This is a genomic window from Acinetobacter sp. DMC2 (assembly GCF_056314305.1).
The window spans coordinates 16906-39106 of the sequence record NZ_JBQUYP010000010.1; the positions used below are offsets into that span (position 1 = coordinate 16906).

Genomic DNA, 22201 nt, shown 5'->3' on the forward strand with positions numbered 1-22201 from the left:
CATGTATCCTACAAAATATTTGAAACTTTTGCCCTCAGCCAACCATCCGTTTAACTGAGGGGGTATGTCTTAAAGGTGGTAAATATCAATAACCTGATTGATGTAGTCATTTTTCAAAACGACATACTTGCTCAAAATTTTTGGTTGATCACCTGAAAAATCGATCACATAACGTGACATACCGAAATAGCTGTAATTTGTCTTGTAACGGAAACTCAAAGTATTCCAGTTAAAGCGAACAGTGACTTTGTCTCCGTCGCGCTCAACAACTTCAACGTTGGCAATATTGTGGCTTGTGCGTGTGTCTGGCATGGTTGCAGATGAGCGCTCGGTTTTAATACGAAACACACGATCTTCTAAACCTTGACGGTCTGGATAATAAATAAGTGAAATTTCAGATTGCGGATCTTCAGTTAATCTATCGTCATCGTCCCAAGCTGGCATCCAGAAAGAAGCTTCGGGTGCATAGCATTCAAGCCAGTCTTCCCATTGTTCATCATCTAAAAAACGAGCTTCACGATAGAGAAATTGAGCAATATTTTCTAAAGTTGCTTTGTCTTGAGTGCTCATGCTGTTTCTCCCTGATCAGCAATTTCTTTCTCTGATGCAATCGCGTGTTTCATGGTCTGTAACCAATATTGATGTTGGGCAAGATAAAGACCTTCATCTTCAGTTTTAATCCCACTTAACATGGGTTTTAAACCAATTTCATTTGCTGCCTCGTCTGGTCCATAAATCCAGTGTTTTGAACCACGGCACATGTCATTCCATTCAAGGGCAATCCCTGCGTAGCCTGCCTGACAAGCACGGAATTCTTCTAAATCGTCTGGTGTTGCCATGCCTGATGCATTAAAGAAATCTTCATATTGACGGATACGACGTGCACGAGCTTCAGGTGCTTCACCTTTAGGTGCGATACAGTAAATGGTAACTTCGGTTCTATTGACAGAAAGTGGGCGAAGTACACGAATTTGCGAACCGAACTGATCCATCAAATAAACGTTTGGATAGAGACACAGGTTACGTGAACGCTCAATCATCCATTTCGACATCGCTTCACCGTATTTTTCGGTGTATTCGTCTGCTTTCGGGAAGTTTGGACGGTCTTCGGGGTTTGCCCATTGTGTCCAAAGCAACATGTGGCCATTTTCAAAGCCATATGAACCACCGCCTTGTTTGCCCCAAGAACCTGCACTCATCGCACGGATGTTATCGGCAGCTTGAGTTTCTTTACGGTGTTGAGTCGTTGCTGCGTAGTTCCAGTGCACAGCAGAAACATGGTAACCATCGGCACCATTTTCAGCGGTGAGTTTCCAGTTACCTTCATAGGTATAGGTAGATGAGCCGCGTAAAACTTCGAGACCATGTTCAGACTGGTCAACAATCATGTCGATGATTTTGCTGGTTTCACCTAAAAATTCTTCAAGTGAAGGAACATCTGGATTTAAGCTACCAAATAAGAAGCCTTTGTAGCTCTCAAAACGAGTCACTTTTTTAAGGTCGTGTGAACCTTCTTGGTTAAAGCAGTCCGAGTAACCAGCTTCGCTTGGATCTTTAACCTTGAGTAATTTACCTGAGTTGTTAAACGTCCAGCCGTGGAAAGGGCAGGTATATGTTGCTTTGTTACCACGCTTGTGACGGCAAAGTTGTGCTCCGCGGTGTGAACACGCATTGATCATGGCATTGAGTTCGCCGTTACGGTTGCGGGCAATAATGACCGGCTGACGACCAATGTGAGTGGTGTAGTAGTCATTATTGTTTGGAATTTGGCTTTCGTGCGCTAAGTAAACCCAATTACCTTCGAAGATATATTTCATTTCGAGGTCAAATAGGGCTTCGTCAGTAAACACTGAGCGATGAAGTTTAAATTCACCTGTATCGATATTATCTACAAGTAATTCATCAATACGGTCAAGATGGCTAGTATTGATTACAGGAATACGTGGCATGTCCGTTCTCCGACTTTCCAAAAGTGTGGAAGTCACCAAGGCCTTAGCTACGATCTACAAGGTCTTGATATCCTAATATTGTCAATGAAGCGCATGAGTGCGCTGGGTGTTTAACCGTGAATTGATGAAGATGAATAGCTTGAAGATGGGCAAGAGGGCTTTTTTCACAAAGCCATTCATCACTTCATCGGTTTGTTGCTTGTATATACCTTAAAAGAATGGTTAAACTGTGTCTAAGACTGAATTTGCATTTTTTTATATCTTAAAGGTATGGAAGCCTTATGGAACTAAGACATTTACGGTATTTTGTGGCTGTTGTTGAAGAACAGAGCTTTACAAAAGCCGCGGAAAAACTATTTATTGCTCAACCACCTTTGAGTCGACAGATTCAAAATTTGGAAAGTGAGCTTGGAATTCAACTGTTTGAGCGTGGAAGCCGTCCTTTACAGACAACACCAGCCGGACATTTCTTTTATCAGCATGCCCTTAAACTTTTGTCGAATGCTGAAGAAATAAAAAGTATGACCAAACGTATTGGTCTGATCGAACGTAGTGTGACGATTGGTTTTGTCGGGTCTTTACTCTATGGTTTACTGCCTCGAATCATTTATTTATTTCGGCAACAACAACCTCATTTGAATATTCAATTGATGGAGTTAAGTACGACCGAGCAACTACAGGCATTAAAAGAAGGACGTATTGATGTTGGTTTTGGACGTCTAAGAATTAGTGATCCTGCGGTGAGACGTATTTTGCTGCGTAAAGAACGCTTGGTGGTTGCTGCGCATACGAGTCATCCCATTGCTCAGCGTACCGAAGGGGTATATCTGGCCGATCTCATTGATGAAAAGATGTTTATGTATCCCACTTCGCCGAAACCTAATTTTTCGACTCAGCTTTTGAATATTTTTGCCGAGCATAGTTTGGTTCCAAAAAATATGCATGAAATACGGGAAATTCAACTGGCTTTGGGCTTGGTGGCAGCGGGTGAAGGTTTGTGTATTATTCCTGCCAGTGCCGATACCATTCGTTTTCCTCATTTAAATTACATTCCGATTTTAGATAACGGCGCAGTCAGTCCGATTTTCATTACGGCACGCGCAATGGACCGAAGTGAAGACTTACAGCTTTTATTTGATTGTATTTATCAGGTTTACGATTTAGAAGGTATTCCATATAAACGTACTGTTTTTACACTCGATCAGAATCCGATAGATGATTCAGACGGTATCGACTTTTAAATAAAGCAGGGCATAGCCTCAAAGGTTGAAGCTATGCGTTAAATGGTTCTAGAAAGCCCAAATCAGTTTTAGCCAGCTGGTGTGGCCTTCGGGACGATATTCGACTTCGGTTTCTTTTAAAAATTTGGCTTCAATAGACCAGTTTTTATCGGCATATTGAATGCCTGGACCAATTGCAAAAGCCTGTCCTTTAAAACCAATGTCACTTCCGTTTACTTTGTCATCTGTAGTTTGTTTAAAAGCATAGCCTTCAACTGCAACTTTGAGTTTTGGGTTAATGCGGTAACCTAAGCTATAGTCACCCGCAATGTATTGTCCAGACTGGTAGTCGGTTGCATCGTTACGTGTATTCCAGCTATAAGACAGTTTAGTTGAAAGATCTAAGCCTGCCGCGTTGGCATAACTATAGGCAATAATCGGTCGAATGGTGTGATAGTTTTTCCCAAGATTGGCTTCCACTGGATGTGTCGTACTTGGAGTGTCATATTCACCTGTCCCGAGCACGGTTTCAAGGGCTGCAATCCAGTGATGATTTCCTTGATGCCAGCCAAGCATACCACCCAAAATTAAGTCTCCGAGACCTTGGTTTGAGTCAGCCATTCCATTGACTTTAAGGCGTAGATCAACCAATGGTTGGGCTGCATAAAACCCGAGTTGTCCATCCATAATTTTTTGATCGGTCATCCAGACCAACCGCGGAACCATGGCGTTGACATCAACATGGAACTGGTCGGGACCATTTTGAAACTCTGATGCATGATAATTTTGATAATAACTGATTAAGTAGACACCAGCAGGTGGCAGAGCGCCTGCCATCATACCTTCTGCACCCAAAGCAAAAGAGTCTGAGCCATTTTCTGTCGCAAATGCAGATTGAACGTAAAGAGCAGTGAGCACACCACATATGATTGCAGAGATTTTGTTATTCATAGAATGTCCTATTCTGTGTTGTTTCGCATGTCACTAAAAAACGTTATTCCTTAACGATCTTTAAAAACTTGAGTCTGTTTAACCTCTAAATTTGAGATGCAGAACTCCTGTGAGCCTTGTATTTGCTTTCTAAATTACAAATACAAAGCTCATTTGAAAAAGCAGAGTGCTTAAAGGTTTATCTTCAAATATGTTTGAATAAAGCTGAACGTGACTGTCCAGTAGCACCATCGGCTGCACTTAAGAAACGTTCAGTATGAATGTCTCGTTCGAATAAGCGACTTTGCATGAGCGTTGAAATTGCCGAGTCAATCATGATTGGTGGGCCGCACAAATACGCTTTGTGTCCACCACATCGATTTTCAAAGTAATCGGCAACAGCCTCGTGCACAAATCCGGTAAATCCAGTCCATTGGTCTTCTGCTTTTGGTGCATTCAGGGCAGGGATATAACGGAAGTTTGGATAGTCTTTTACGAGTTGTTCAAACAATTCTCGGTTATATAGCTCTGCTAAGTCCCGTGCTCCTTGGAACAGGTAAATTGTGCGGGCATCTCCAGACTCAAGCAAATCTAAAATCATCGATTGTGGACTTGAAAGACCTGACCCACCTGCAATAAAAATGGCATTTTGATCATCTGACTTGCGTACAAAAAATTGACCATAAGGGCCTGAAATATCAAGCGAATCACCTGGGGCAAGCTGTTCATGTACATAAGTCGTCGCTGCACCGCCTTCAACTTTACGAATATGCAGCTCAACAATGCCCACTTCACTTGGTGAATTGGCAATTGAAAATGCCCGTGTTCCTTCAATATCTGGAAATTGGACATTGATATATTGGCCAGCTTGGAACTCGATTGGGCGATCTAGTTGTAGACGAATACCTTTAATGGTTGGTGATAGATCTTTTATTTCAATTACGGTCGCTTGATAGTCTTGAACTAAATGACCTAAGAAATCTGGGTCTTCATCGACATCGGCTTCAATAACCATGTCGGACTGTGGTTTGCAGCAGCAGGCAAGCACCTTATTTTCATCGCGTTCGATATCCATGAGCGCAAATGGTGAAGCTTCACCAACATCATAAAAACCGTCGGTGACTTGAACCTTGCATGTCCCACAAGTGCCATGACCACAGGCAAAGGGTAACCAAACGCCTTGGCGTAAAGCTGCATCTAAAATGGTCTGATCTTCTTCTACTTCAATCGTTGTTCCGATCGGTTCAATGGTGACTTGATAACTCATGACACACCTCCGAATTAAACGTAGCTATCGTTATAGCCATTTAATTCTGGCGTAACGAAACGAAGTAATGACTTATGACCAAAACCAAGCTCTGCCAAAGTTTTTGTACTCTCAGGACTGATTATTTGACCATCTAAGCTGTATTGCACTTTTGACCAATCAATTTTGGCAAAATCTGGATGTTGGGCAAAACCACCTGTAATTTGTTGCTCAATCAACTGTTCAAGAGTTTGTTGAGGCGAGGCAAGCATGGCATGTGCCGAGCAAAAAAGGGTGTGATGATCCCAACCCACATAAAGTAAGAATTGATCGCCATAATTTTTTTGTAGATCAAGCGGTTCAAATTGATAGTTGTTGTGTATCGCGCGAACAGTCATGTTCAATCTCCTTATTTCCGATCAGGCAGCTTGATGACTGCCTGAACAATTCCTTGTGCTTAAGCTGCGTTGCCTTTCCATTTTTTCCAGCGCTGTTGGTCTGGGGAACCTTCAATATCCAGATTGTCGGCACCGACATTCATGCGGTAATAATCGCGGAGCATAGTTTCGAGGTCACCGCCACCACAGTTGCCTTGCAAAATTTGATTTACAGGTAGCCATGCTTGTATATATTTCTCAGGCTCGCGCTCGAAAATGTCATGACAGCCATCTGAACAGGTGTGGTAGCGTTCGCCTTGGTAAATGCTATGGCGATAACTAAACTGAGTCGGGTCATCACCCATTTCAGTAAAGGTCATTGGAATCTGACAAACCTGACAAAGCTGTGGTAAACCTGCGCTGTAGAAGCGTTTACCTTCAGCTTCCATTTTGCGAGCCAACTCCCATTTTGGACGGTAGTATTTATCGAAAGTGTCTGGATATTTAGCAGATAACCAATCCATTTCTTCATCGGTTGGAATCCATGTATGGAAACCGGCCGCATGACCAAAGTTGTAAAAAATCCACCATGCTTGATGTGAAACATGCTCTTTTTCTTTCACAATCACATCGCTATATTTCGGCATACGAATGCCATAACGACTTAAATCTTTAAATAGCGCACCGCCTGCTTGTTCAAAATAAACTTCCCAAGCTTCTTTCCAAGACATCACTTTGTTTGGCAGCATGTAATCCATCATCATGCCCACAATTGAAAGCAAACGAGTTCCGCGCCAGAACCATTTATCAATCCATTCCTGCACAATCGGCACGTTGTCTTCATGTTGTTCGAGCAAGAATTTTACGATTTCCAGACCAAGCGTCATGTGGCGCGCTTCATCAGACTGTGCACTAAAACCAAAGGTTACGGTTGCCATATCGCCGTTATAAGCTGCACCCGACATAAACGGTACAAACAGCAAATTGGTAAGTACATATTCAAAAGCAAAACTAATCGCTAATAAAAACTCGAAAGGGCCAGCAGAACGGGCATCTTCAAAAAATGATTTAGGTACAGATAAATACCAAACGCGGTCATGCATATGCGCCCAGTCCTGAAAACCATCAAAGAACTTGTTGTAATGGCTCATGGCATGAATTTGAGTCTGTACATGACGCAGCTCATCAATCGACTGCATCTGAGAAGCAATACGTGCTCCAATACCACTAAACTGGCGGCCTACATGTGCATAGCCTTGATAAGCCTGATATTCAAGTGGAGTCACCGCCGTTAAAAAGAGTTTGATGGCATTTAAGTAACGTTCATTGCTGACATTCATCTGACCATTGTTTTGAGCAAAAGCATCAAAAATGGCATAAAGTTTTTTCTCTTTTTCTGCCTGATATTTCCAGTAAGAATCCATGGTTAAACGGAATGGATCTTCCCATTTAGACCAGTCAGTAATTTTGATACCTTCAAACTCTTCATAAGGGAATGCTTCTTTACGGTCTGCATAAGAAAAGTCCCAGTCCAGATCACGGGTTAATGCGCGGTAACGATCTTTAGCATTTAATTTTTTGCTGGTTTCTTTAGTTTGAGTTGTCATGATTGATCATCCTTAAATCTTTGTTAAACAACGTCTATGTTGTGATTAATTCCAATGAAGGCGGAAAGTATCGTCATCTTCTTCGACGTTGCCGCCCAGCGTAATCATGTTGAGTTGTAATGATTGGATGTCCCAATCTTGGCCTAGTTTCTCAGAGACGGTTTCAGCTTTAATCACCAAATCAGTTTCACTTTCAATTCGAATCATGGCGGGTAAATACTGAATTGAAGCTTCAGGGTTATCTTCTTCAATCGCTTCGATGATGTAGCGTGAAGTATCGTTGTCTTGTAATGCGAGATAGACTTTAGACATGTTGCTTCTCCTTAAGCATTTGCAAGTTCTGGTTGTAGGCCGAGTTTTTTTGCACGTTCAATAACGGCTTGTTCTGCTTGATCGACTGCATGTGCTGTTAAGGCTGCTGTTGCCCACGGTGTAAAAGCTGCTTTTACTTGAGCTAAAGATTGGGTGAACCATTCATTTAATAGCTGTTTGTTATGATCGGATTCTGCTGCGGCAGTTTTAATGACGGTGTCTGACCACTTACGTAAATCACCTAAAGTATCTTTCATAAACTCAGTCAGCATGGCTAAGTCGCGAGCATTTTGACTCACTAACCACTGATCAAACTGTTGATAGACAAGCTCTGTCACAAATCCGTCAATCACAAGGTTCTGTAATAAGAAAAGTTTGAAGTAGTCTTGCTCTATGAGGCTTTCTTCACACAGACGGCGTAAACCTTGCCATGCAGGATTCTGCATCCAAGCCTGTTTTGCCTGTTGTAATGAATCGCCGCTATTACCATCTAAAGCTAAACCAATCCGTGAGATGTACTGCGCAATTCCTAAATGATCCATCGCGGCATAAATACAAGCTTGGGTAAGCACGGTGCCATAACCATAGGCACTCCCAGACATCATGTGTAAGTTTGCAGTTTGTTCAACATGGCGAAATGGTAATAGGCATTCAATGACCTTGGCTTTGACTTCGTCAGACAAATGTTCTGCAAGCTGACGTTTTTCAAAAAAAGCAAAATTACTTTCGGCAGTGTCTTGTAAACGTGCACGGTGTTGAACGTAAGTTCCATAATAGAATTGACGTGGATCTTTAAATGCATACCAATCTTGCATTTGCAGGGCAGTATGGGTTTTGTCATTTAAAGTCTTTTCAGGTTTCCACAAAGGACGATAGTGGAAGTTAGTTTCTGCCTGTACATCGAAACTTACTTCTTGATATCGAGTTGCTGGCTTACTACCAAATCGTCTTTCGATATAGGCGTAGTTCTGGCGGATAGGTTCGACATTTGACGTTTTGATTTCTAAAGTCATGGCTTTATCTCCTTATATTTTTACATCTGATCATCGTGATCGTTGCTATTACGTTGCGTGCCGACTAAGGTTGCTTCAGTGCCATAGCGCCATTTTTCTTCCTGAGCATCATTAAAAGCTTGTTGCTCTTGGGTCATTTCAACCACTTGATTGGTCTTACAAAAATCATTAAATGCATGTTTAGGCAAAACCAGTTCCACAAATAGACTTGGGTCGTGAATGGCAAAATCGAATTCGATAAACTCTGCGTTTAAGTCGCCAGTCACCCGAATATATTTGGTTAGTGCTTCGACTTGAGGTTGCGTCATGCTGTACTCCATCAAGACATGGTCTTGAAATTGATGAATGCTCCTTGCTCTCGCTATAAGCTTTACAAAAGCTATGCCAACTTTATTTTTATAATTAAAAACAATTGCTTAGTATTTTTATTAAAAGTGCAGCATTTTTAAAATTCACCATTTCATGAATTTTTTTGAATGGTGAAATAGAGATATTCATGATTTGATGAAGAGGGCCGTAGAAATTTCTTTTTAGATTGTTTGAGGCTTTAAATGGAGAGATTTAGAAATACTTTTTTAGTATGAAGTTATGTCTTTAAGGTACTAGGACATTTATCTGGTTCTTCGATAAGATGAGATAAAACCCAAATGTGTTTAATGGATTAAAACAGATCACTCATGGCTCGAGTAAAATACGATACAACGGGACGATACGCAGATCATCCGCAAGAAATTCATGATCTGCTGTCTAAACTGCAGTTTGATACTGCCCACGGCCAAATCTGGTTTGATGAATATCGGATGCTGCTTTTACACACCAGTATTATGGGATATTTGCGTAAAGATTTAGCGCACATGATTGGACTTGAACGAACCAAGCGTTTTTTTATTCGATTGGGGTATCAAGCTGGATTAAAAGATGCAGAAGTTACAACAAAAATGCGTCCCGATTTAAATGAACACGATGCTTTTATGGCAGGTCCACAAATGCATGCCATTCGTGGAATGGTTCAAGTACAGGCTAACCAACTCAATTTAAGCCACGATAAAAAACAGTTTTATGCCGATTTAAATTGGCTCAATTCCTTTGAAGCCGATGTGCATTTAGAACATTTTGGTCCAAGTGAGGAACCTGCGTGTTGGATGCTACTTGGCTATGCATGCGGATACAGCAGTTTTGCGACGGGCATGACCATTATTTATCAAGAAATAGAGTGTAAAGCTTGCGGCGATGAGCATTGCCGTATTATCGGTAAGCCTTTAGAAGAGTGGGAAAATGCAGATGAGCTGATTCAGTTCATGTCACCAGAACCCATGGAAAAAGAACTGATCGCGTTGCAGGCTGAACTTTTTGAACTAAAAAAATCAATTTATAGCGACAGTGAGGCCGATTACCAATTATTTAGTTCTGTGGGTAAGTCAGCTTCTTATAAACAGGTCTGTGCATTACTAACCAAAGCAGCAGGCTCGAAAGTTTCTATTTTGCTACAAGGCGAAACTGGCGTTGGTAAAGAAGCTTTTGCACGAGGGGTTCATGAAAATAGTCAAAGAAAAGACCAGCCTTTTATCGCGGTAAACTGTGCAGCGATTCCACCAGAGTTAATTGAGTCTGAATTATTCGGGGTAGAAAAAGGTGCTTATACAGGAGCGCATCAATCTCGCTTGGGCAAGTTTGAACGAGCCAATGGCGGTACTATTTTTTTAGATGAAGTGATTGAGCTTTCTCCTCGTGCACAAGCAGCACTATTACGCATTTTGCAAGAAGGTGAATTTGAGCGAGTAGGAGATTCACAAACGCGTATATTAGATGTCCGTGTAATTACAGCAACCAATGAAGACCTTGAGCAGGCTGTGAAAACAGGACGCTTTCGGGCAGATTTGTATTATCGTTTAAATATTTTCCCAGTGCAGATTCCACCTTTGCGAGAGCGCCGTGAAGATATTCCTTTACTGGTTGAACACTTTCTTCATCGCTTTGAAAAAATGTATGGTAAAACCATTCAGGGTGTAAGTGAAAAGACCAAAGTTTTTATGCAGCAATATGAGTGGCCGGGCAATATTCGTGAGTTGGAAAACTTATTAGAAAGGGCGGTTTTATTAACGGACGATCAGCAGTTGATTAAATTAAATGCCATTTTTCCACAGATCAAGTATGACCCAGAGCAGACTGTAGCTATTAAAACTGACTTTGACCAATTATTACAGCCAGAGTTTAATTTAGAAGAACACGAGAAGCAGTTAATTTTAACGGCTTTAAAAAAGGCAAATCATAATGTGTCTGAAGCGGCACGTTTATTAGGGCTAACTCGGGCAGCACTGGATTATCGAATTAAAAAATTTCAGCTTTGAGTCGATATCAACAAGCTCAAAAATAAAGGCCTAACTTTAAACGTTAGGCCTTATTCATTATTGCACTTTCGCTGGGAAGCCATCTTCTTTAAGTGCTTCGGTAATTTTATCGACGCTTTCACTGCTTTCAACAGTCACGATTTTGGTCGCTAAATCTACATCTACTTTTGCATTTGGGTCGATATCTTGAATCGTCGCAGTCACGCCACGAGCGCAGCCACCACAAGTCATATTTTCAATAAGTAGTTTCATGTTCATACTCCATCAAGAATGAGATGTTTGTTTGGATAACTCTGAGTCTAAACCTTGTCATGATTGTAAGGTCAATACTAAATTTTTAAAAAAATATGCTTGACCTTCCCATGATGGGAATCTGTATGCTCAATACAGAATATTAAATTTTGCAGATTTGCAGAGGTGTTTGATGGACTCAAAAAACACAAAATTGCCAGCATATAGTGAAACACTTTCAATCGAAGGCATGACGTGTGCCTCGTGTGTAGGCCGTGTCGAAAAAGCACTTAAGAAAGTTGAAAATGTAGAAATTGCCAACGTTAATTTGGCAACAGAAAAAGCTGTTGTTTATTCAAATCAACCGATTCAGCGCGAAGCACTGGTTAAAGCAGTTGAACGAGCAGGTTATGATGTTCCAAAAGCTGCACCAGTAGAGTTATCTATTGAGGGCATGACCTGTGCATCTTGTGTTGCACGTGTTGAAAAAGCCCTTAAAAAAGTAGACGGCGTTCAAGAAGCCACAGTCAACTTAGCAACAGAGCAGGCTTGGGTGCAGGCAGATGCATCAGTCAATGTCGAAGACTTAATTCGCGCTGTTAAAAAAGCAGGCTATGACGCGAAAGCATCTGAAAAAAATCAAGATGAGCAACTCGACAAAAAAGCGTCAGAGTTAGATCAGCTTAAAAAAGATTTAATCATTTCGATTGTGTTGGCCTTACCTGTGTTTATTTTGGAAATGGGTTCACATTTAATTCCAGCTTTTCACATGTGGATCATGGATACGATTGGTCAATACAATAGCTGGCTTTTACAGTTTGTTTTGACCACCTTAGTACTCGTTTTTCCTGGTCGCCGTTTTTACCAAAAAGGTATTCCGGCCTTATGGCGTTTAGCACCCGATATGAACTCACTGGTCGCTGTGGGAACCTTAGCTGCCTATAGCTTCTCGGTCGTGGCAACCTTTATGCCATACGTATTACCCCAAGGCACGGTCAATGTTTACTTTGAAGCGGCTGCCGTTATTGTCAGTTTAATTTTGCTTGGACGATATTTTGAAGCCAAAGCCAAAGGAAGAACCTCACAAGCTATTCAACATTTAGTAGGAATGCAGCCCAAAACAGCTCGTATTCAGCGTAACGGTCAAGTGGTGGAAGTTGCTGTTGCCGAAGTGGTCAGTGGAACTATTGTAGAAATTCGCCCGGGTGAACGTGTGCCAGTCGATGGTGAAGTAGTCGAAGGACATAGCTACATTGATGAATCTATGATTACGGGTGAGCCTGTCCCAGTTGAAAAAATAATGGGACAGCAGGTGGTGGGTGGTACGGTCAACCAAAACGGTACTTTAAACATTCGGGCAACCGCAGTGGGTAGCTCGTCTGTACTTTCACAAATTATTCGCATGGTTGAACAAGCCCAAGGTTCTAAACTTCCGATTCAGGGTTTGGTCGATAAAGTCACCATGTGGTTTGTACCGGCTGTCATGCTAATTGCTGTAATTACTTTCTTGGTCTGGTTTATTTTTGGGCCAGAGCCTGCGCTGACTTTTGGTTTGGTGAATGCTGTTGCAGTACTGATTATTGCGTGTCCTTGCGCGATGGGGCTTGCAACGCCAACTTCTATTATGGTCGGTACTGGACGTGGTGCTGAGTTAGGTGTCTTATTCCGTAAAGGTGAAGCTTTGCAGCTTTTACAAGAAGCGAAGGTCGTTGCCGTTGATAAAACGGGCACACTTACCGAGGGTAAACCGACACTGACAGACTTTAATGTGCAATCAGGTTTTGAACGTGAACAAGTGCTAACTTTAGTTGCTTCGGTCGAAGCTAAGTCTGAACATCCAATTGCCCTCGCGATTGTTCAAGCAGCAGAAAGCGAAGACCTAAACTTATTACCCGTAACAGCATTTAACTCGATTACAGGTTCAGGTATTGAGGCTGAAGTATCAGGTCAAAAAGTACAAATTGGCGCAGACCGTTATATGCATCAACTTGGTTTAGACACCAGCTCATTCCAAGCGATTGCTGCTCAATTAGGTGAAGAGGGCAAAACACCGCTTTATGTTGCCATTGACCAGCAACTTGCAGCAATTATTGCCGTGGCGGATCCAATTAAAGAAACAACCTATGCTGCGATTGAGGCCTTGCATCAATTAGGTCTCAAGGTTGCCATGATTACAGGAGACAACCGTCATACAGCGCAAGCGATTGCTAAAAAGCTGAACATTGATGAAGTTGTGGCAGAGGTTTTACCCGAAGGCAAAGTGGACACAGTTCGCCAACTACAAAAACAATATGGTCGATTGGCCTTTGTTGGTGATGGCATTAACGATGCACCAGCCTTGGCGCAAGCAGATGTCGGTTTAGCCATTGGTACGGGCACAGATGTTGCCATTGAAGCAGCCGATGTTGTGTTGATGTCAGGTAGTTTAAAAGGCGTACCGAACGCAATTGCATTAAGTAAAGCAACCATGCGAAACATACGTCAAAACCTGTTCTGGGCATTTGTATATAACGTTGCTCTTATTCCAATTGCAGCAGGTGCGCTATATCCAGCATTTGGTGTATTACTTTCACCTATGTTTGCAGCAGGCGCGATGGCACTTTCTTCGGTTTTTGTGTTAGGCAATGCATTACGCTTAAAACGTTTTCATGCGCCAGTAGAGTAAACGTGCTGAAAATCAACTTTTGGTTTAAGATCATGACAGCAGGTCTTAAACCAAATTTAATATTTGAGGTGTGAGATGAATATCGGTCAGGCATCCAAACATTCGGGCATTTCAGCGAAAATGATTCGCTATTATGAAGAAATCGGTTTACTTGAAGCAGCTCAGCGTTCTGCTTCTGGCTATCGCATTTATTCAGAAACAGACCTTAAAACTTTAAACTTTTTAAAGCATGCACGAGAGTTAGGTTTTTCATCTGAACAGATGAAAGAGCTTATTTCGCTTTGGAAAAATACAGACCGGCAGAGTGCAGAGGTGAAAGCCTTAACCGTAAAACACATTGCCGAATTAAAACAGAAAATTGCCCATCTCCAAGAAATGGTTAATATCTTGCAGGCTTCAGCCGATGATTGCTGCGGCAACCAGCAAGCTTCTTGTGCGATCTTAGATCACATTGAAAAAGGTGTGGGTGTAAGCTAAGTTTCATTAAAATAAAAAAGGGAAAATCATGGCTTATACAGCTTCTTGTCTATGTAATGGTATCCAACTACAAATTAATAGCGAATTAGAACCCATTATGGTTTGTCATTGCACACAGTGTCAAAAAGCCCAAGGTGCTGCTTTTGCTGCCATTACTCAAGTACAAAAAAGTGGCTTAAATATTGTGCAGGGTGAAAACCTTTTGCAGGCTTATTTTGCATCGCCTAATAAAAAGAGAGTGTTCTGTAAAACTTGTGGTTCACCGATCTGGAGTGAACGTCTAGATAAGCCTGAAGTAGTGCGTTTGAGGGTAGGACTCATTAATGAAGAAATATCGACATCTGTCATTTCTCATGCTTTTGTGTCTTCAAAAGTGAAATGGTATCCAATTTGCGATAGTGCTCGCCAATATCAAAATGGGGTAGAAAACCCTTAAATATTAAGGTTTGATCATGTTTTATTCATTTGTAAAAAAACGTGAACAAGACTAGCCATGAATAAATAATGTGCTATAACTGTACCTAAGGTAATCGTAATATCTCCTCGATCTACAGGGAAACTTGGGACAGGGCAAAAGATACGATAAGACCTTACTTATAGCTAGCAAAGAGCATGTAAGAGATGGATAGACACAAATCTTAGATTGCTCACCGTTGCAGAAAAGCCCGTGAAACGGGCTTTTTTAATGCCTGTAAAAAGCTATTTATTGGATGACCAAAATATAAATAAAATTTTTTATGAAGCCATTTTTTACCATTTGTTCTTAAGCAAATAAAAAGATGTAAAAATAATAAAAAATTTTAAACATACAGACTATTCTGTATTGCAATTTAATTTATTTATAGGTACATTTACTTAACGGTTTAAAGTTCAAGTTTAATAATGGACTCATGGTCGTTGTGGGAGATCTAAGAGCCTGCATTCTTCCCCAAGATGCGGGTTTTTTTTATGCCTATAGAAAAGTAATTATTAACTCGACTTAAATAAAAAACATATAACTTTCTGTTACTTATTATATTTTAATAAGCCTACGATCTAAAGATTGCGTAGGCTTTACACGTTTAAAAATTTAGGCGCGATAGGCCAAACAAGCTTTAGCACACGCTAAACATGCTTTAGCACAGATCTGACAGTGCTCATGTTCATGTTTACTGCATTCCGCTGCACAAAGTTGACAGGCATTAGCGCACAATTGCATGGCTTGTTCAGCAAGCTCAGAATTTCTTAACTCTAAAGATGTACACAGTTGGCAGGTTTCTACACATGTCATGCAATGCTTAATACACTCTCGCATCATATGGACATGTTCCTCTTGCAAACATGCAGCTGCGCACGTTTTACAAGCGATCATACATTCAATACAGGCTTGAACTGAGGTGGAGGTATCACAAAATAAAGCTGAGTTTGTTTCTTGTTGAATTTCCATAAGAGTTCTCCTAGCGAAGACTATTATTAAAAAATGGAATATCGTTATATTTTCTATTTTAGAAGATCATTTTTAAGGCATGGGTGTTTGATATGAAAGGGCTACAAATCGCTAATACATGATTAACCTCGTAGTAGAATGTTACATCCAGCTTTTAGCTTAAACGCTAGTAATTTTTGATATTGATAGGGGATTTAAATTTAAGGATTGTGTTAAATTTAATTGCATATAATACTTTTGGCTAATTTCTTATTGTGTGAATATTAGGCAAATTAGGAATGTGAACTTTGAAGGACACGAAATGGAAAACGTTAATCAATACGCTCACGGAGCTGAGCATGAAGTCCACATCCATTGCAAACGATCATTGAGCACATTAATACTGAGTATGTTCGTATTAATTACAACTGGTCGTTAAAAGAAAAAGCACCCAAGGGTGCTTTTTCTATATGCGTACTATAAAGATAAGTTTTAAGAGTCTATAAAGCCACGACGTTTTTTGTAGGCTTTACGGTCATAAGAAGGGATATTTGATTGCTGGAGATCAATCGCCAGTTGTTTCTTGCGTTGAAACTGAACTTCATTAAGAAGAGCAGCATAAATTTTGGGTCGGTCAGTTTTAAACTTATCTACATCCAATGGAATCTTATCTTCATTCTTGACAATGTATAGAACAGAGCCATTGCCATTTGTTTCATACACCGTCCAACCAAGCCGTACAGCATAGAGTCCGGTTTTCTGATTTTTACCTAAATAAGATTTAAAACCATCTGGATGAGGGCGAACATAAGCATTCATCATGCATCCTCCATCATCTGATTTATGTGATGAAAGCGGCGATCAATGAATTGATGGGGAGCAAGACATCATATTCAGTAAAATCACGATTTCTAGTTGTTTATATATTGTTCAATTTTCAAATTTCAAGTGAGGCGGGAAACTGTTATTTCTTGAGTTATATAAGCTCAAAAATAGTAAAAAAAGCTTATTTTTTTGAGGAATAAATTTTCAAGTTAATTCAGTGTAGGCAAGAAAGAATAGCTCACTATTTCGTATTTGTGTGATCGGTTTTGCATATTTAAAAATGATAAAATCTTAAGTGAATTTAAGGTCAGTTTGATTTAATTGTTTGTTTTAAAAGTAAATAATTAAGTTTTAATATTTCTTGTTACAACCATTTTGTCGACAATAGATGCACCTTTTTGACATATTTCGCCTAGCATAATTAAAGAGTTCGTTGCCTATGGTGTCATTTATGTTCATTGGACTTGTGGTCACCATTTTGTTGACTCCAGGCCCAACAAATACATTGTTAGCCTCTGCTGGAATACAGGCAGGAGTGAAGCAGTCTCTTAAACTTATTCCTGCTGAAGTGATGGGTTATCTCATTGCAATTACTTCATGGGGTGTTTTACTTGAGTCCGTTTCACATTTTATTCCGTGGCTTCCACCTGTATTAAAGTTAATAAGTGCAACTTTTATTCTCTACCTTGCATTTAAACTTTGGACAACATCGACAAATGACATCAAATTAGACAATCCACTGATTACGCCTAAGGCTTTATTTGTCGCGACACTTTTAAATCCTAAAGCTTTACTCTTTGCTTCTGCTATTTTTCCACATGCAGCATGGGAAGTGTTTCACGTATATTTTATTCATATTGCTGTTTTTTTATCATTAATTACACCCATTGCTTTTTTATGGATTGCTTTTGGAACCGTATTAATTTCAAACAAAGTAACTTGGTTAAACCAACGTAATTTACAACGTACGGCTGCATTTATTTTAACTTTTTTTGCTATGCCAATCGGCTATTCAGCGATTAGCTCATTTTAAACTTAACTCGTTATTTATATTAAAAAATTTAATTTTCAGGAGATTTTTATGAAAAGATTAAAAGTAATTATTAAGGATCAGTTTAACCAAGAAACGATTGCTTTGGCAAAAGTTCGACCTATGAATGACCATGCCCTTGAACTTCACAAAAGCGTTGAACATATTGAAATTGACGATGATATTATTTTGCCGAACATGGATTTACTTTATGAGAACCTTAAAGACGGCAAAATTTATCAATTGATTGGAGCATTCAGCGAGGAATAGCTTTTAGCTAAGAAGCGCTGAAAATAGAGCCAAACTACGTAATAGACACAATTAAAATATTGAAGATGCCCAATACTTGTGGGACTATGCTTTTGCAAAAATGTGACCTAATCCACATTTTTGCATTTCAGGACTAAGTGGTTTTCACTAAGCCCATTCCTTCAATGAGAAGTAGGAATGGGCTTTTTTTATTGCCCATTATTCTTTAAATGTTTCATCTAAAGCTTGTTGAACAGCTTCTATACGTGATTTACACGCTTTATAAGCAGTAATCGATTCTTCAACAATCTTCATTAAATTATCAATATCTGGGCTTTCTTGAGACTCAAGTAGTTCGGCATTTTTTTTCAAAATGTCGTGGCCGTCTTTAAACGTTAACTCTTCATTGTTCATTTGGAATTACCTGTGTAATGTTGGCTTCAATCACACCATCTTGCATTTCAATGGCAATGGCAGAGTTTGAAATTTCATGTATAGACCGAATCGCTTTTCCTTCGGATCTGACAATTGCATAGCCTTTGGCTTGAACTTGTTTGGGGTTTTGTAAAAGGATTTCTTTCATTAATGATTCGATTTGAGTTAATGAAAATTTAACCTGTTGTTGTGAACTAAACTGAATACGCTCTTTCATTTGGTCAAGCAGGCGATGTGCCGAGTTAAGTTGACCTTGGGCCGAAGATTTAATCTGATGAAGTAGCTGATCATTCTTACTTTGATACGTTGTGATTTGATGCTGCGAAAGAAGCTTAATGGTTTGCAGACTATCAACGGCTTCTTGTACGCGTTCAACAATATGGTTACGGATGCCAGCAATCACTTTACTTGGCGTGTCGAATGAACGATGGGCAATTTCATCAAGAATGGTTCGGTCTTTTTCATGACCAATACCAACCCAAATCGGTACAGTACGTTTGCAGAGCAGGGCTGCAAGTTCATAATCATTTAAATAAGCCAAATCATTCACAGATCCGCCACCGCGAATAATTACAATAAGGTCTGGTGGAAATTTAAATGTGCTGGCCCATTGTCTTAAACCTGAACCTAAAGACTCAATCAAACTAGTTGCAGCGGTGTTCCCTTGAAAAGTAGCGGTGTGATACACAAAATGGCAAACACCATTTCTCTCTAGAGCATCGGCATCTTTTTTAAAGTCACCTAGGCCCGCAGCATTTTGAGGAGCAATGACTAAAACATTTTGAATGTCAAAAGGAGTAGGCAGGAGTTTGTTTTTGTGAATTAACCCTTCTTGTGTGAGGCGTTCAATAATTTGCAGATAACGTTTAGCAATTTCACCTAAGGTAAAGCTTGAGTCAATCTCTTCAATATTGACCGAAAATCCATATTGAGGATCAAAACGTGCTCTAATTTTGATGAGCACATTTAAGTCGCTTGAAATCTCAATGCCAGTTTCGCGTTCAAACTTTAAAACAATTTTACTGGCTGAAAATTTCCAGATCGTAGCTTTACAACTGGCAATAACTTTATCAGTCTCTGCATCTTTTTCTGCAAGCTCTAAATAGTAATGGCCGCCTTTAATATTTAAATTTCGAATCTCTGCTTTTACCCAGACTGGCTCATCAAAAGCCAAACGTATGACTTCCTGAACTGTGCCGAGATATTCACTAAGGGAAAACTGAGGTTCAGACATACAAACTAAACATTAAAGGACTAACCTAGATAGTATAAAAGCCATCCAACCAAGGCAATTGCTGTCTATGAATATCGGGTTCTATTTAAAATAAATACAACAATTTAAAGAATTAACAATTGGAAATTGATAGGGTTATTTAGACCGAGCGGTTAAAAATGAAAAATTAATAAAAAGATAATTCTTAATAATTACAACCGATTAAAAAATAAAGTTTGCTTTATGAAATATATGAGCGTATAAAGCTTACTTCCAATTGCGGGGTGGAGCAGTCTGGTAGCTCGTCGGGCTCATAACCCGAAGGTCGTTGGTTCAAATCCGGCCCCCGCAACCAAAATATTATGCTCTGTGATGTACCACTTTTCATAATGCGAAAATTATGAAAAGCAATTAGCTTATAAATAACCCAATATAAAGCTAAATATTAAATTCTAGACTGACTGTCCATACCTTAAATCTAGCGTTCTAATTAAATACCGTTAAATCACATGAGCTCAGTGATGAGTGAATGATTGTGAATATAGTAAATGAGTGGCAAATTGCCACATCCGTAAATGGCAATGAGATTAATGTGAGGATCGTTCCTCATGTGCGTAAGCAAAACTCTCAAGATGGTTATCGTTGGGTCGAAGTTGGTAAGAAAATTCAACTTCAATCTGGTGAAGAAATCGAATTAAACCAAGATGGTAAAAGCTTTTATGCTGGATTTAATCAACTTTATCGTTTAACAACGTATTGTTGATAAAATCATGGTAATAAAGCTAAAAAACCTATCTCCTTTAAAAGAGATAGGTTTTTTTATATCTATATGAATCATAAATAATTAAAGTTATAAAAAGCAAAAACGAATTAAATTGATAGAATTATTATTTTAATTATATTTATAACGACCTTAACCCGCTCGCCAGAATTGACGTCCCATAACCTTAAAATTCTTTCCATTTTCTTCGGTTACACGGCGGTCTCTAAATTTTTCATTCAAACTATGCAAAATTAAAGAGCCATCAGCTTCTTTAAAAATTTGCTTAATCATTCCTTCCCCTGCAAAGTAAACCGCATAAATCTCGCCATCAATTACTTCAGTTTGAGAGATATCAATACCGACCAGATCTCCATCTTTAATGTAGTCTGTCATACTATCGCCTTTAGCTTTGATAATACGCATGCACTCTTGGGCAACCCGTTTTTCTTTAAAGAATGAAGCAGGAAAAGGAATTTTCCCATTAATTGCATCGAAGTGGAACTCGATCGACTCACCTGTACCACACGAAAAACTAGCTTCTACCACTTCAATCCAGACATATTGATCGGTGGATTCTGCACTCACGACTGTAGGGCTAAATACATCACTTTCTCTAAAAGCATCTTCTGTATTTCCAGTCGTTAACCAATATCCATCTACACCTAAAAACTGGGCAATAAGTGGAAGAAACGCAGATTTTAAATTTTTCCCAGACTCTAAAGCTTGATAGGCTGGCTGAGACATTTTTACTGCCTCTGCAACTTCAGCCTGAGTTTTTTTGGCTTTAATTCTAGAATCTTTTAAACGGTCTTTAAGAGCCATAACGGTTACACCAGCAAACTTATAACAAATATATAACTAAAGTTATATCGAGTAAAACAACTATAGTTATTGACTAATAATAACTATAGTTATAATATCAGTTATATCTTCAGATGAATAGATAAAGTTTAAATCGTATTTGAACCATTATTTATTGAATTATCAAAATGTTGAGATGAAAGCTAAATTTATTTTGTTTCTAGAGGAGGCAAAATAGAAGGGAGATAGCTCAATTATTATTTACAGATAGGCTATCAAAACAAAAAATGGAATAAAAAAAAGCCCGATTCCGTGGATCAGGCTTAATGTTCGTCGATAAAGGGTATCAAGAACATGAAGAATTTAACAAAGATTGTGAGTCGTAACAAAAGTTTCCGATATACGGCAAAGCCTTATTTGAACTTTTTGGTCAAAAAATTAAAGTTCGAAAAAGGCGTAAACATACGAGCTTTCATACTTTTTTACAATTTTAGAAAAAGGAATATCTACTTTTAAATTAATGCGTTAAATGCATACCGTTTAGTTCTTTAGGTTTGTTGTACCAGATGAAACGTTTTGAAAACACATTTGTAGTCATAGCTTAGCTATATTGCTCAAAGAATGGATCAAAACTTCAAGAATAACAAACGATAAAGATGCCTTATTAAACGTGTGAGTTGGAGATAGTGAATGACTACAGCAATGCAGAACAGAGCTAAACAACTTAAAAATGCAAAACGTGGAGGATATGTTCCGACAATTGCAAAAGACGTAAACAAATACAAGGTACAAAAAATAAAAAGGGCGCTTGAAGAGGCAAAGCAAATTGCAAGTGAGCTTGAAGATGATGCATTCGAATTCGATGATCAAGTCTCAATGCAAAAAGCGATAGGTGCAATCACCGTGATTGAGTTGATTGAACAAGCCTTAAACAGTGCACACTAACAGGCTTTAGCATACAAACATTCTTTCTTGGACCCCTGAAGAAATATGGGGTCAAGGATAAGTTCGTCTTGCGATTTAGCGCGGTTAAAAAAACGTTAGTGTTTTTTTATTGACTGTAATAAAGAAAACTAAGGGTATTTATAAAACCTGAAAAACAACA

General features: G+C 39.4%; 23 protein-coding genes, 1 tRNA gene and 2 pseudogenes. 11 read left to right on the forward strand and 15 right to left on the reverse strand.

Annotation, left to right across the window (positions count from 1 at the left end):
- Window positions 1-50: 50 nt before the first annotated feature.
- Window positions 51-570: pseudogene (gene benB / locus ACT53H_RS17935) on the reverse strand (benzoate 1,2-dioxygenase small subunit).
- Window positions 567-1949 carry a benzoate 1,2-dioxygenase large subunit gene (gene benA / locus ACT53H_RS17940; protein WP_476009803.1) on the reverse strand — a complete coding sequence of 461 codons (1383 nt, stop codon included), beginning with the start codon at window positions 1947-1949 and terminating at the stop codon, window positions 567-569. The pseudogene benB and the gene benA overlap by 4 nt, the downstream one beginning before the upstream one ends.
- A 106-nt stretch (window positions 1950-2055) precedes the next feature.
- On the opposite strand from benA, the pseudogene ACT53H_RS17945 reads away from it, so the two are divergent.
- A pseudogene (locus ACT53H_RS17945) lies at window positions 2056-2186 on the forward strand (hypothetical protein).
- Window positions 2187-2230: 44 nt separating this feature from the next.
- On the forward strand, window positions 2231-3190 hold the full coding sequence (locus tag ACT53H_RS17950) for a LysR family transcriptional regulator (protein WP_004702719.1): 960 nt from the start codon (window positions 2231-2233) through the stop codon (window positions 3188-3190).
- Window positions 3191-3238: 48 nt separating this feature from the next.
- On the opposite strand, the gene ACT53H_RS17955 is transcribed toward ACT53H_RS17950, so the two are convergent.
- The 7 genes from ACT53H_RS17955 to ACT53H_RS17985 all read right to left on the reverse strand — a co-directional run bounded on the left by ACT53H_RS17955 (window position 3239) and on the right by ACT53H_RS17985 (window position 8962).
- Complete coding sequence (locus ACT53H_RS17955) at window positions 3239-4120, reverse strand: SphA family protein (RefSeq protein ID WP_476009804.1); 882 nt, start codon at window positions 4118-4120, stop codon at window positions 3239-3241.
- Window positions 4121-4304: 184 nt separating this feature from the next.
- Window positions 4305-5366 (reverse strand): 2Fe-2S iron-sulfur cluster-binding protein, encoded by a 1062-nt coding sequence (locus ACT53H_RS17960; protein WP_476009805.1) that lies wholly within the window; start codon window positions 5364-5366, stop codon window positions 4305-4307.
- A gap of 14 nt (window positions 5367-5380) precedes the next feature.
- On the reverse strand, window positions 5381-5743 hold the full coding sequence (locus ACT53H_RS17965; RefSeq protein ID WP_004793601.1) for a phenol hydroxylase subunit P4: 363 nt from the start codon (window positions 5741-5743) through the stop codon (window positions 5381-5383).
- A gap of 59 nt (window positions 5744-5802) precedes the next feature.
- Window positions 5803-7329 (reverse strand): aromatic/alkene/methane monooxygenase hydroxylase/oxygenase subunit alpha, encoded by a 1527-nt coding sequence (locus tag ACT53H_RS17970; RefSeq protein WP_151744609.1) that lies wholly within the window; start codon window positions 7327-7329, stop codon window positions 5803-5805.
- 45 nt (window positions 7330-7374) lie between these two features.
- Complete coding sequence (locus ACT53H_RS17975; protein ID WP_000049448.1) at window positions 7375-7641, reverse strand: MmoB/DmpM family protein; 267 nt, start codon at window positions 7639-7641, stop codon at window positions 7375-7377.
- An 11-nt stretch (window positions 7642-7652) separates the two neighbouring features.
- Window positions 7653-8654, reverse strand: a complete 1002-nt coding sequence (locus tag ACT53H_RS17980) for an aromatic/alkene monooxygenase hydroxylase subunit beta (protein WP_353156897.1) — start codon at window positions 8652-8654, stop codon at window positions 7653-7655.
- 20 nt (window positions 8655-8674) lie between these two features.
- Entirely contained in the window at window positions 8675-8962 is a 288-nt protein-coding gene (locus ACT53H_RS17985) for a phenol hydroxylase subunit (protein WP_000193471.1), read from the reverse strand.
- Between the two features lie 369 nt (window positions 8963-9331).
- Here ACT53H_RS17985 and mobR point away from each other — a divergent pair, with 369 nt between their 5' ends.
- Window positions 9332-11002, forward strand: coding sequence for a phenol degradation transcriptional regulator MobR (gene mobR / locus ACT53H_RS17990; protein ID WP_353156894.1), 1671 nt, complete (start codon window positions 9332-9334; stop codon window positions 11000-11002).
- A 57-nt stretch (window positions 11003-11059) separates the two neighbouring features.
- On the opposite strand, the gene ACT53H_RS17995 is transcribed toward mobR, so the two are convergent.
- Window positions 11060-11260, reverse strand: coding sequence for a heavy-metal-associated domain-containing protein (locus ACT53H_RS17995; protein ID WP_174728942.1), 201 nt, complete (start codon window positions 11258-11260; stop codon window positions 11060-11062).
- Window positions 11261-11426: 166 nt separating this feature from the next.
- On the opposite strand from ACT53H_RS17995, the gene ACT53H_RS18000 reads away from it, so the two are divergent.
- From ACT53H_RS18000 to ACT53H_RS18010, 3 genes are all read left to right on the forward strand, one after another.
- Window positions 11427-13898 (forward strand): heavy metal translocating P-type ATPase, encoded by a 2472-nt coding sequence (locus ACT53H_RS18000; protein ID WP_353156891.1) that lies wholly within the window; start codon window positions 11427-11429, stop codon window positions 13896-13898.
- 75 nt (window positions 13899-13973) lie between these two features.
- On the forward strand, window positions 13974-14375 hold the full coding sequence (gene cueR, locus ACT53H_RS18005) for a Cu(I)-responsive transcriptional regulator (RefSeq protein WP_004642046.1): 402 nt from the start codon (window positions 13974-13976) through the stop codon (window positions 14373-14375).
- Between the two features lie 28 nt (window positions 14376-14403).
- Window positions 14404-14811: a GFA family protein gene (locus tag ACT53H_RS18010; RefSeq protein WP_353156887.1), complete on the forward strand. Its 408-nt coding sequence runs from the start codon at window positions 14404-14406 to the stop codon at window positions 14809-14811.
- Window positions 14812-15444: 633 nt separating this feature from the next.
- Here the strand turns inward: ACT53H_RS18010 and ACT53H_RS18015 are convergent.
- Window positions 15445-15801, reverse strand: coding sequence for a four-helix bundle copper-binding protein (locus ACT53H_RS18015; RefSeq protein ID WP_004793587.1), 357 nt, complete (start codon window positions 15799-15801; stop codon window positions 15445-15447).
- Window positions 15802-16272: 471 nt separating this feature from the next.
- Window positions 16273-16602: a hypothetical protein gene (locus ACT53H_RS18020; RefSeq protein ID WP_004793585.1), complete on the reverse strand. Its 330-nt coding sequence runs from the start codon at window positions 16600-16602 to the stop codon at window positions 16273-16275.
- Window positions 16603-17044: 442 nt separating this feature from the next.
- Between ACT53H_RS18020 and ACT53H_RS18025 the strand changes: the two genes are divergently transcribed.
- Together ACT53H_RS18025 and ACT53H_RS18030 are read left to right on the forward strand one after the other, a co-directional pair.
- Window positions 17045-17638 (forward strand): LysE family translocator, encoded by a 594-nt coding sequence (locus tag ACT53H_RS18025; RefSeq protein ID WP_174766481.1) that lies wholly within the window; start codon window positions 17045-17047, stop codon window positions 17636-17638.
- Window positions 17639-17686: 48 nt separating this feature from the next.
- Window positions 17687-17905: a hypothetical protein gene (locus ACT53H_RS18030; RefSeq protein ID WP_353156882.1), complete on the forward strand. Its 219-nt coding sequence runs from the start codon at window positions 17687-17689 to the stop codon at window positions 17903-17905.
- Between the two features lie 198 nt (window positions 17906-18103).
- Here the strand turns inward: ACT53H_RS18030 and xseB are convergent, their stop codons facing one another.
- Together xseB and xseA are read right to left on the reverse strand one after the other, a co-directional pair.
- Window positions 18104-18298: an exodeoxyribonuclease VII small subunit gene (xseB, locus tag ACT53H_RS18035; protein ID WP_004793582.1), complete on the reverse strand. Its 195-nt coding sequence runs from the start codon at window positions 18296-18298 to the stop codon at window positions 18104-18106.
- Window positions 18288-19553 carry an exodeoxyribonuclease VII large subunit gene (gene xseA / locus ACT53H_RS18040; RefSeq protein ID WP_476009806.1) on the reverse strand — a complete coding sequence of 422 codons (1266 nt, stop codon included), beginning with the start codon at window positions 19551-19553 and terminating at the stop codon, window positions 18288-18290. Before xseA ends, xseB begins: the two co-directional genes overlap by 11 nt.
- Window positions 19554-19810: 257 nt before the next feature.
- Here xseA and ACT53H_RS18045 point away from each other — a divergent pair.
- Window positions 19811-19887 (forward strand) — tRNA-Met (locus tag ACT53H_RS18045).
- A 174-nt stretch (window positions 19888-20061) separates the two neighbouring features.
- On the forward strand, window positions 20062-20295 hold the full coding sequence (locus tag ACT53H_RS18050; RefSeq protein ID WP_004793577.1) for a hypothetical protein: 234 nt from the start codon (window positions 20062-20064) through the stop codon (window positions 20293-20295).
- Window positions 20296-20445: 150 nt separating this feature from the next.
- Here ACT53H_RS18050 and ACT53H_RS18055 read toward each other — a convergent pair whose 3' ends face one another.
- Window positions 20446-21117: an XRE family transcriptional regulator gene (locus ACT53H_RS18055; protein WP_004793576.1), complete on the reverse strand. Its 672-nt coding sequence runs from the start codon at window positions 21115-21117 to the stop codon at window positions 20446-20448.
- A 669-nt stretch (window positions 21118-21786) separates the two neighbouring features.
- On the opposite strand from ACT53H_RS18055, the gene ACT53H_RS18060 reads away from it, so the two are divergent.
- Window positions 21787-22041 carry a hypothetical protein gene (locus tag ACT53H_RS18060; RefSeq protein ID WP_004793575.1) on the forward strand — a complete coding sequence of 85 codons (255 nt, stop codon included), beginning with the start codon at window positions 21787-21789 and terminating at the stop codon, window positions 22039-22041.
- Window positions 22042-22201 lie beyond the last annotated feature (160 nt).

What these genes read in the sequence shown, in the direction of transcription:
- ACT53H_RS17960 (WP_476009805.1), bottom strand. Translation starts at nt 5,366, where the DNA reads ATGAGTTATCAAGTCACCATTGAACCGATCGGAACAACGATTGAAGTA.
- ACT53H_RS18025 (WP_174766481.1), top strand. Translation starts at nt 17,045, where the DNA reads ATGGTGTCATTTATGTTCATTGGACTTGTGGTCACCATTTTGTTGACT.
- xseA (WP_476009806.1), bottom strand. Translation starts at nt 19,553, where the DNA reads ATGTCTGAACCTCAGTTTTCCCTTAGTGAATATCTCGGCACAGTTCAG.
- ACT53H_RS17970 (WP_151744609.1), bottom strand. Translation starts at nt 7,329, where the DNA reads ATGACAACTCAAACTAAAGAAACCAGCAAAAAATTAAATGCTAAAGAT.
- ACT53H_RS17980 (WP_353156897.1), bottom strand. Translation starts at nt 8,654, where the DNA reads ATGACTTTAGAAATCAAAACGTCAAATGTCGAACCTATCCGCCAGAAC.
- ACT53H_RS17985 (WP_000193471.1), bottom strand. Translation starts at nt 8,962, where the DNA reads ATGACGCAACCTCAAGTCGAAGCACTAACCAAATATATTCGGGTGACT.
- ACT53H_RS18055 (WP_004793576.1), bottom strand. Translation starts at nt 21,117, where the DNA reads ATGGCTCTTAAAGACCGTTTAAAAGATTCTAGAATTAAAGCCAAAAAA.
- ACT53H_RS18015 (WP_004793587.1), bottom strand. Translation starts at nt 15,801, where the DNA reads ATGGAAATTCAACAAGAAACAAACTCAGCTTTATTTTGTGATACCTCC.
- ACT53H_RS17950 (WP_004702719.1), top strand. Translation starts at nt 2,231, where the DNA reads ATGGAACTAAGACATTTACGGTATTTTGTGGCTGTTGTTGAAGAACAG.
- benA (WP_476009803.1), bottom strand. Translation starts at nt 1,949, where the DNA reads ATGCCACGTATTCCTGTAATCAATACTAGCCATCTTGACCGTATTGAT.
- ACT53H_RS18000 (WP_353156891.1), top strand. Translation starts at nt 11,427, where the DNA reads ATGGACTCAAAAAACACAAAATTGCCAGCATATAGTGAAACACTTTCA.
- ACT53H_RS18020 (WP_004793585.1), bottom strand. Translation starts at nt 16,602, where the DNA reads ATGATGAATGCTTATGTTCGCCCTCATCCAGATGGTTTTAAATCTTAT.
- mobR (WP_353156894.1), top strand. Translation starts at nt 9,332, where the DNA reads ATGGCTCGAGTAAAATACGATACAACGGGACGATACGCAGATCATCCG.
- ACT53H_RS18050 (WP_004793577.1), top strand. Translation starts at nt 20,062, where the DNA reads ATGATTGTGAATATAGTAAATGAGTGGCAAATTGCCACATCCGTAAAT.
- ACT53H_RS18060 (WP_004793575.1), top strand. Translation starts at nt 21,787, where the DNA reads ATGACTACAGCAATGCAGAACAGAGCTAAACAACTTAAAAATGCAAAA.
- xseB (WP_004793582.1), bottom strand. Translation starts at nt 18,298, where the DNA reads ATGAACAATGAAGAGTTAACGTTTAAAGACGGCCACGACATTTTGAAA.
- ACT53H_RS17995 (WP_174728942.1), bottom strand. Translation starts at nt 11,260, where the DNA reads ATGAACATGAAACTACTTATTGAAAATATGACTTGTGGTGGCTGCGCT.
- ACT53H_RS18010 (WP_353156887.1), top strand. Translation starts at nt 14,404, where the DNA reads ATGGCTTATACAGCTTCTTGTCTATGTAATGGTATCCAACTACAAATT.
- ACT53H_RS18030 (WP_353156882.1), top strand. Translation starts at nt 17,687, where the DNA reads ATGAAAAGATTAAAAGTAATTATTAAGGATCAGTTTAACCAAGAAACG.
- cueR (WP_004642046.1), top strand. Translation starts at nt 13,974, where the DNA reads ATGAATATCGGTCAGGCATCCAAACATTCGGGCATTTCAGCGAAAATG.
- ACT53H_RS17965 (WP_004793601.1), bottom strand. Translation starts at nt 5,743, where the DNA reads ATGACTGTTCGCGCGATACACAACAACTATCAATTTGAACCGCTTGAT.
- ACT53H_RS17955 (WP_476009804.1), bottom strand. Translation starts at nt 4,120, where the DNA reads ATGAATAACAAAATCTCTGCAATCATATGTGGTGTGCTCACTGCTCTT.
- ACT53H_RS17975 (WP_000049448.1), bottom strand. Translation starts at nt 7,641, where the DNA reads ATGTCTAAAGTCTATCTCGCATTACAAGACAACGATACTTCACGCTAC.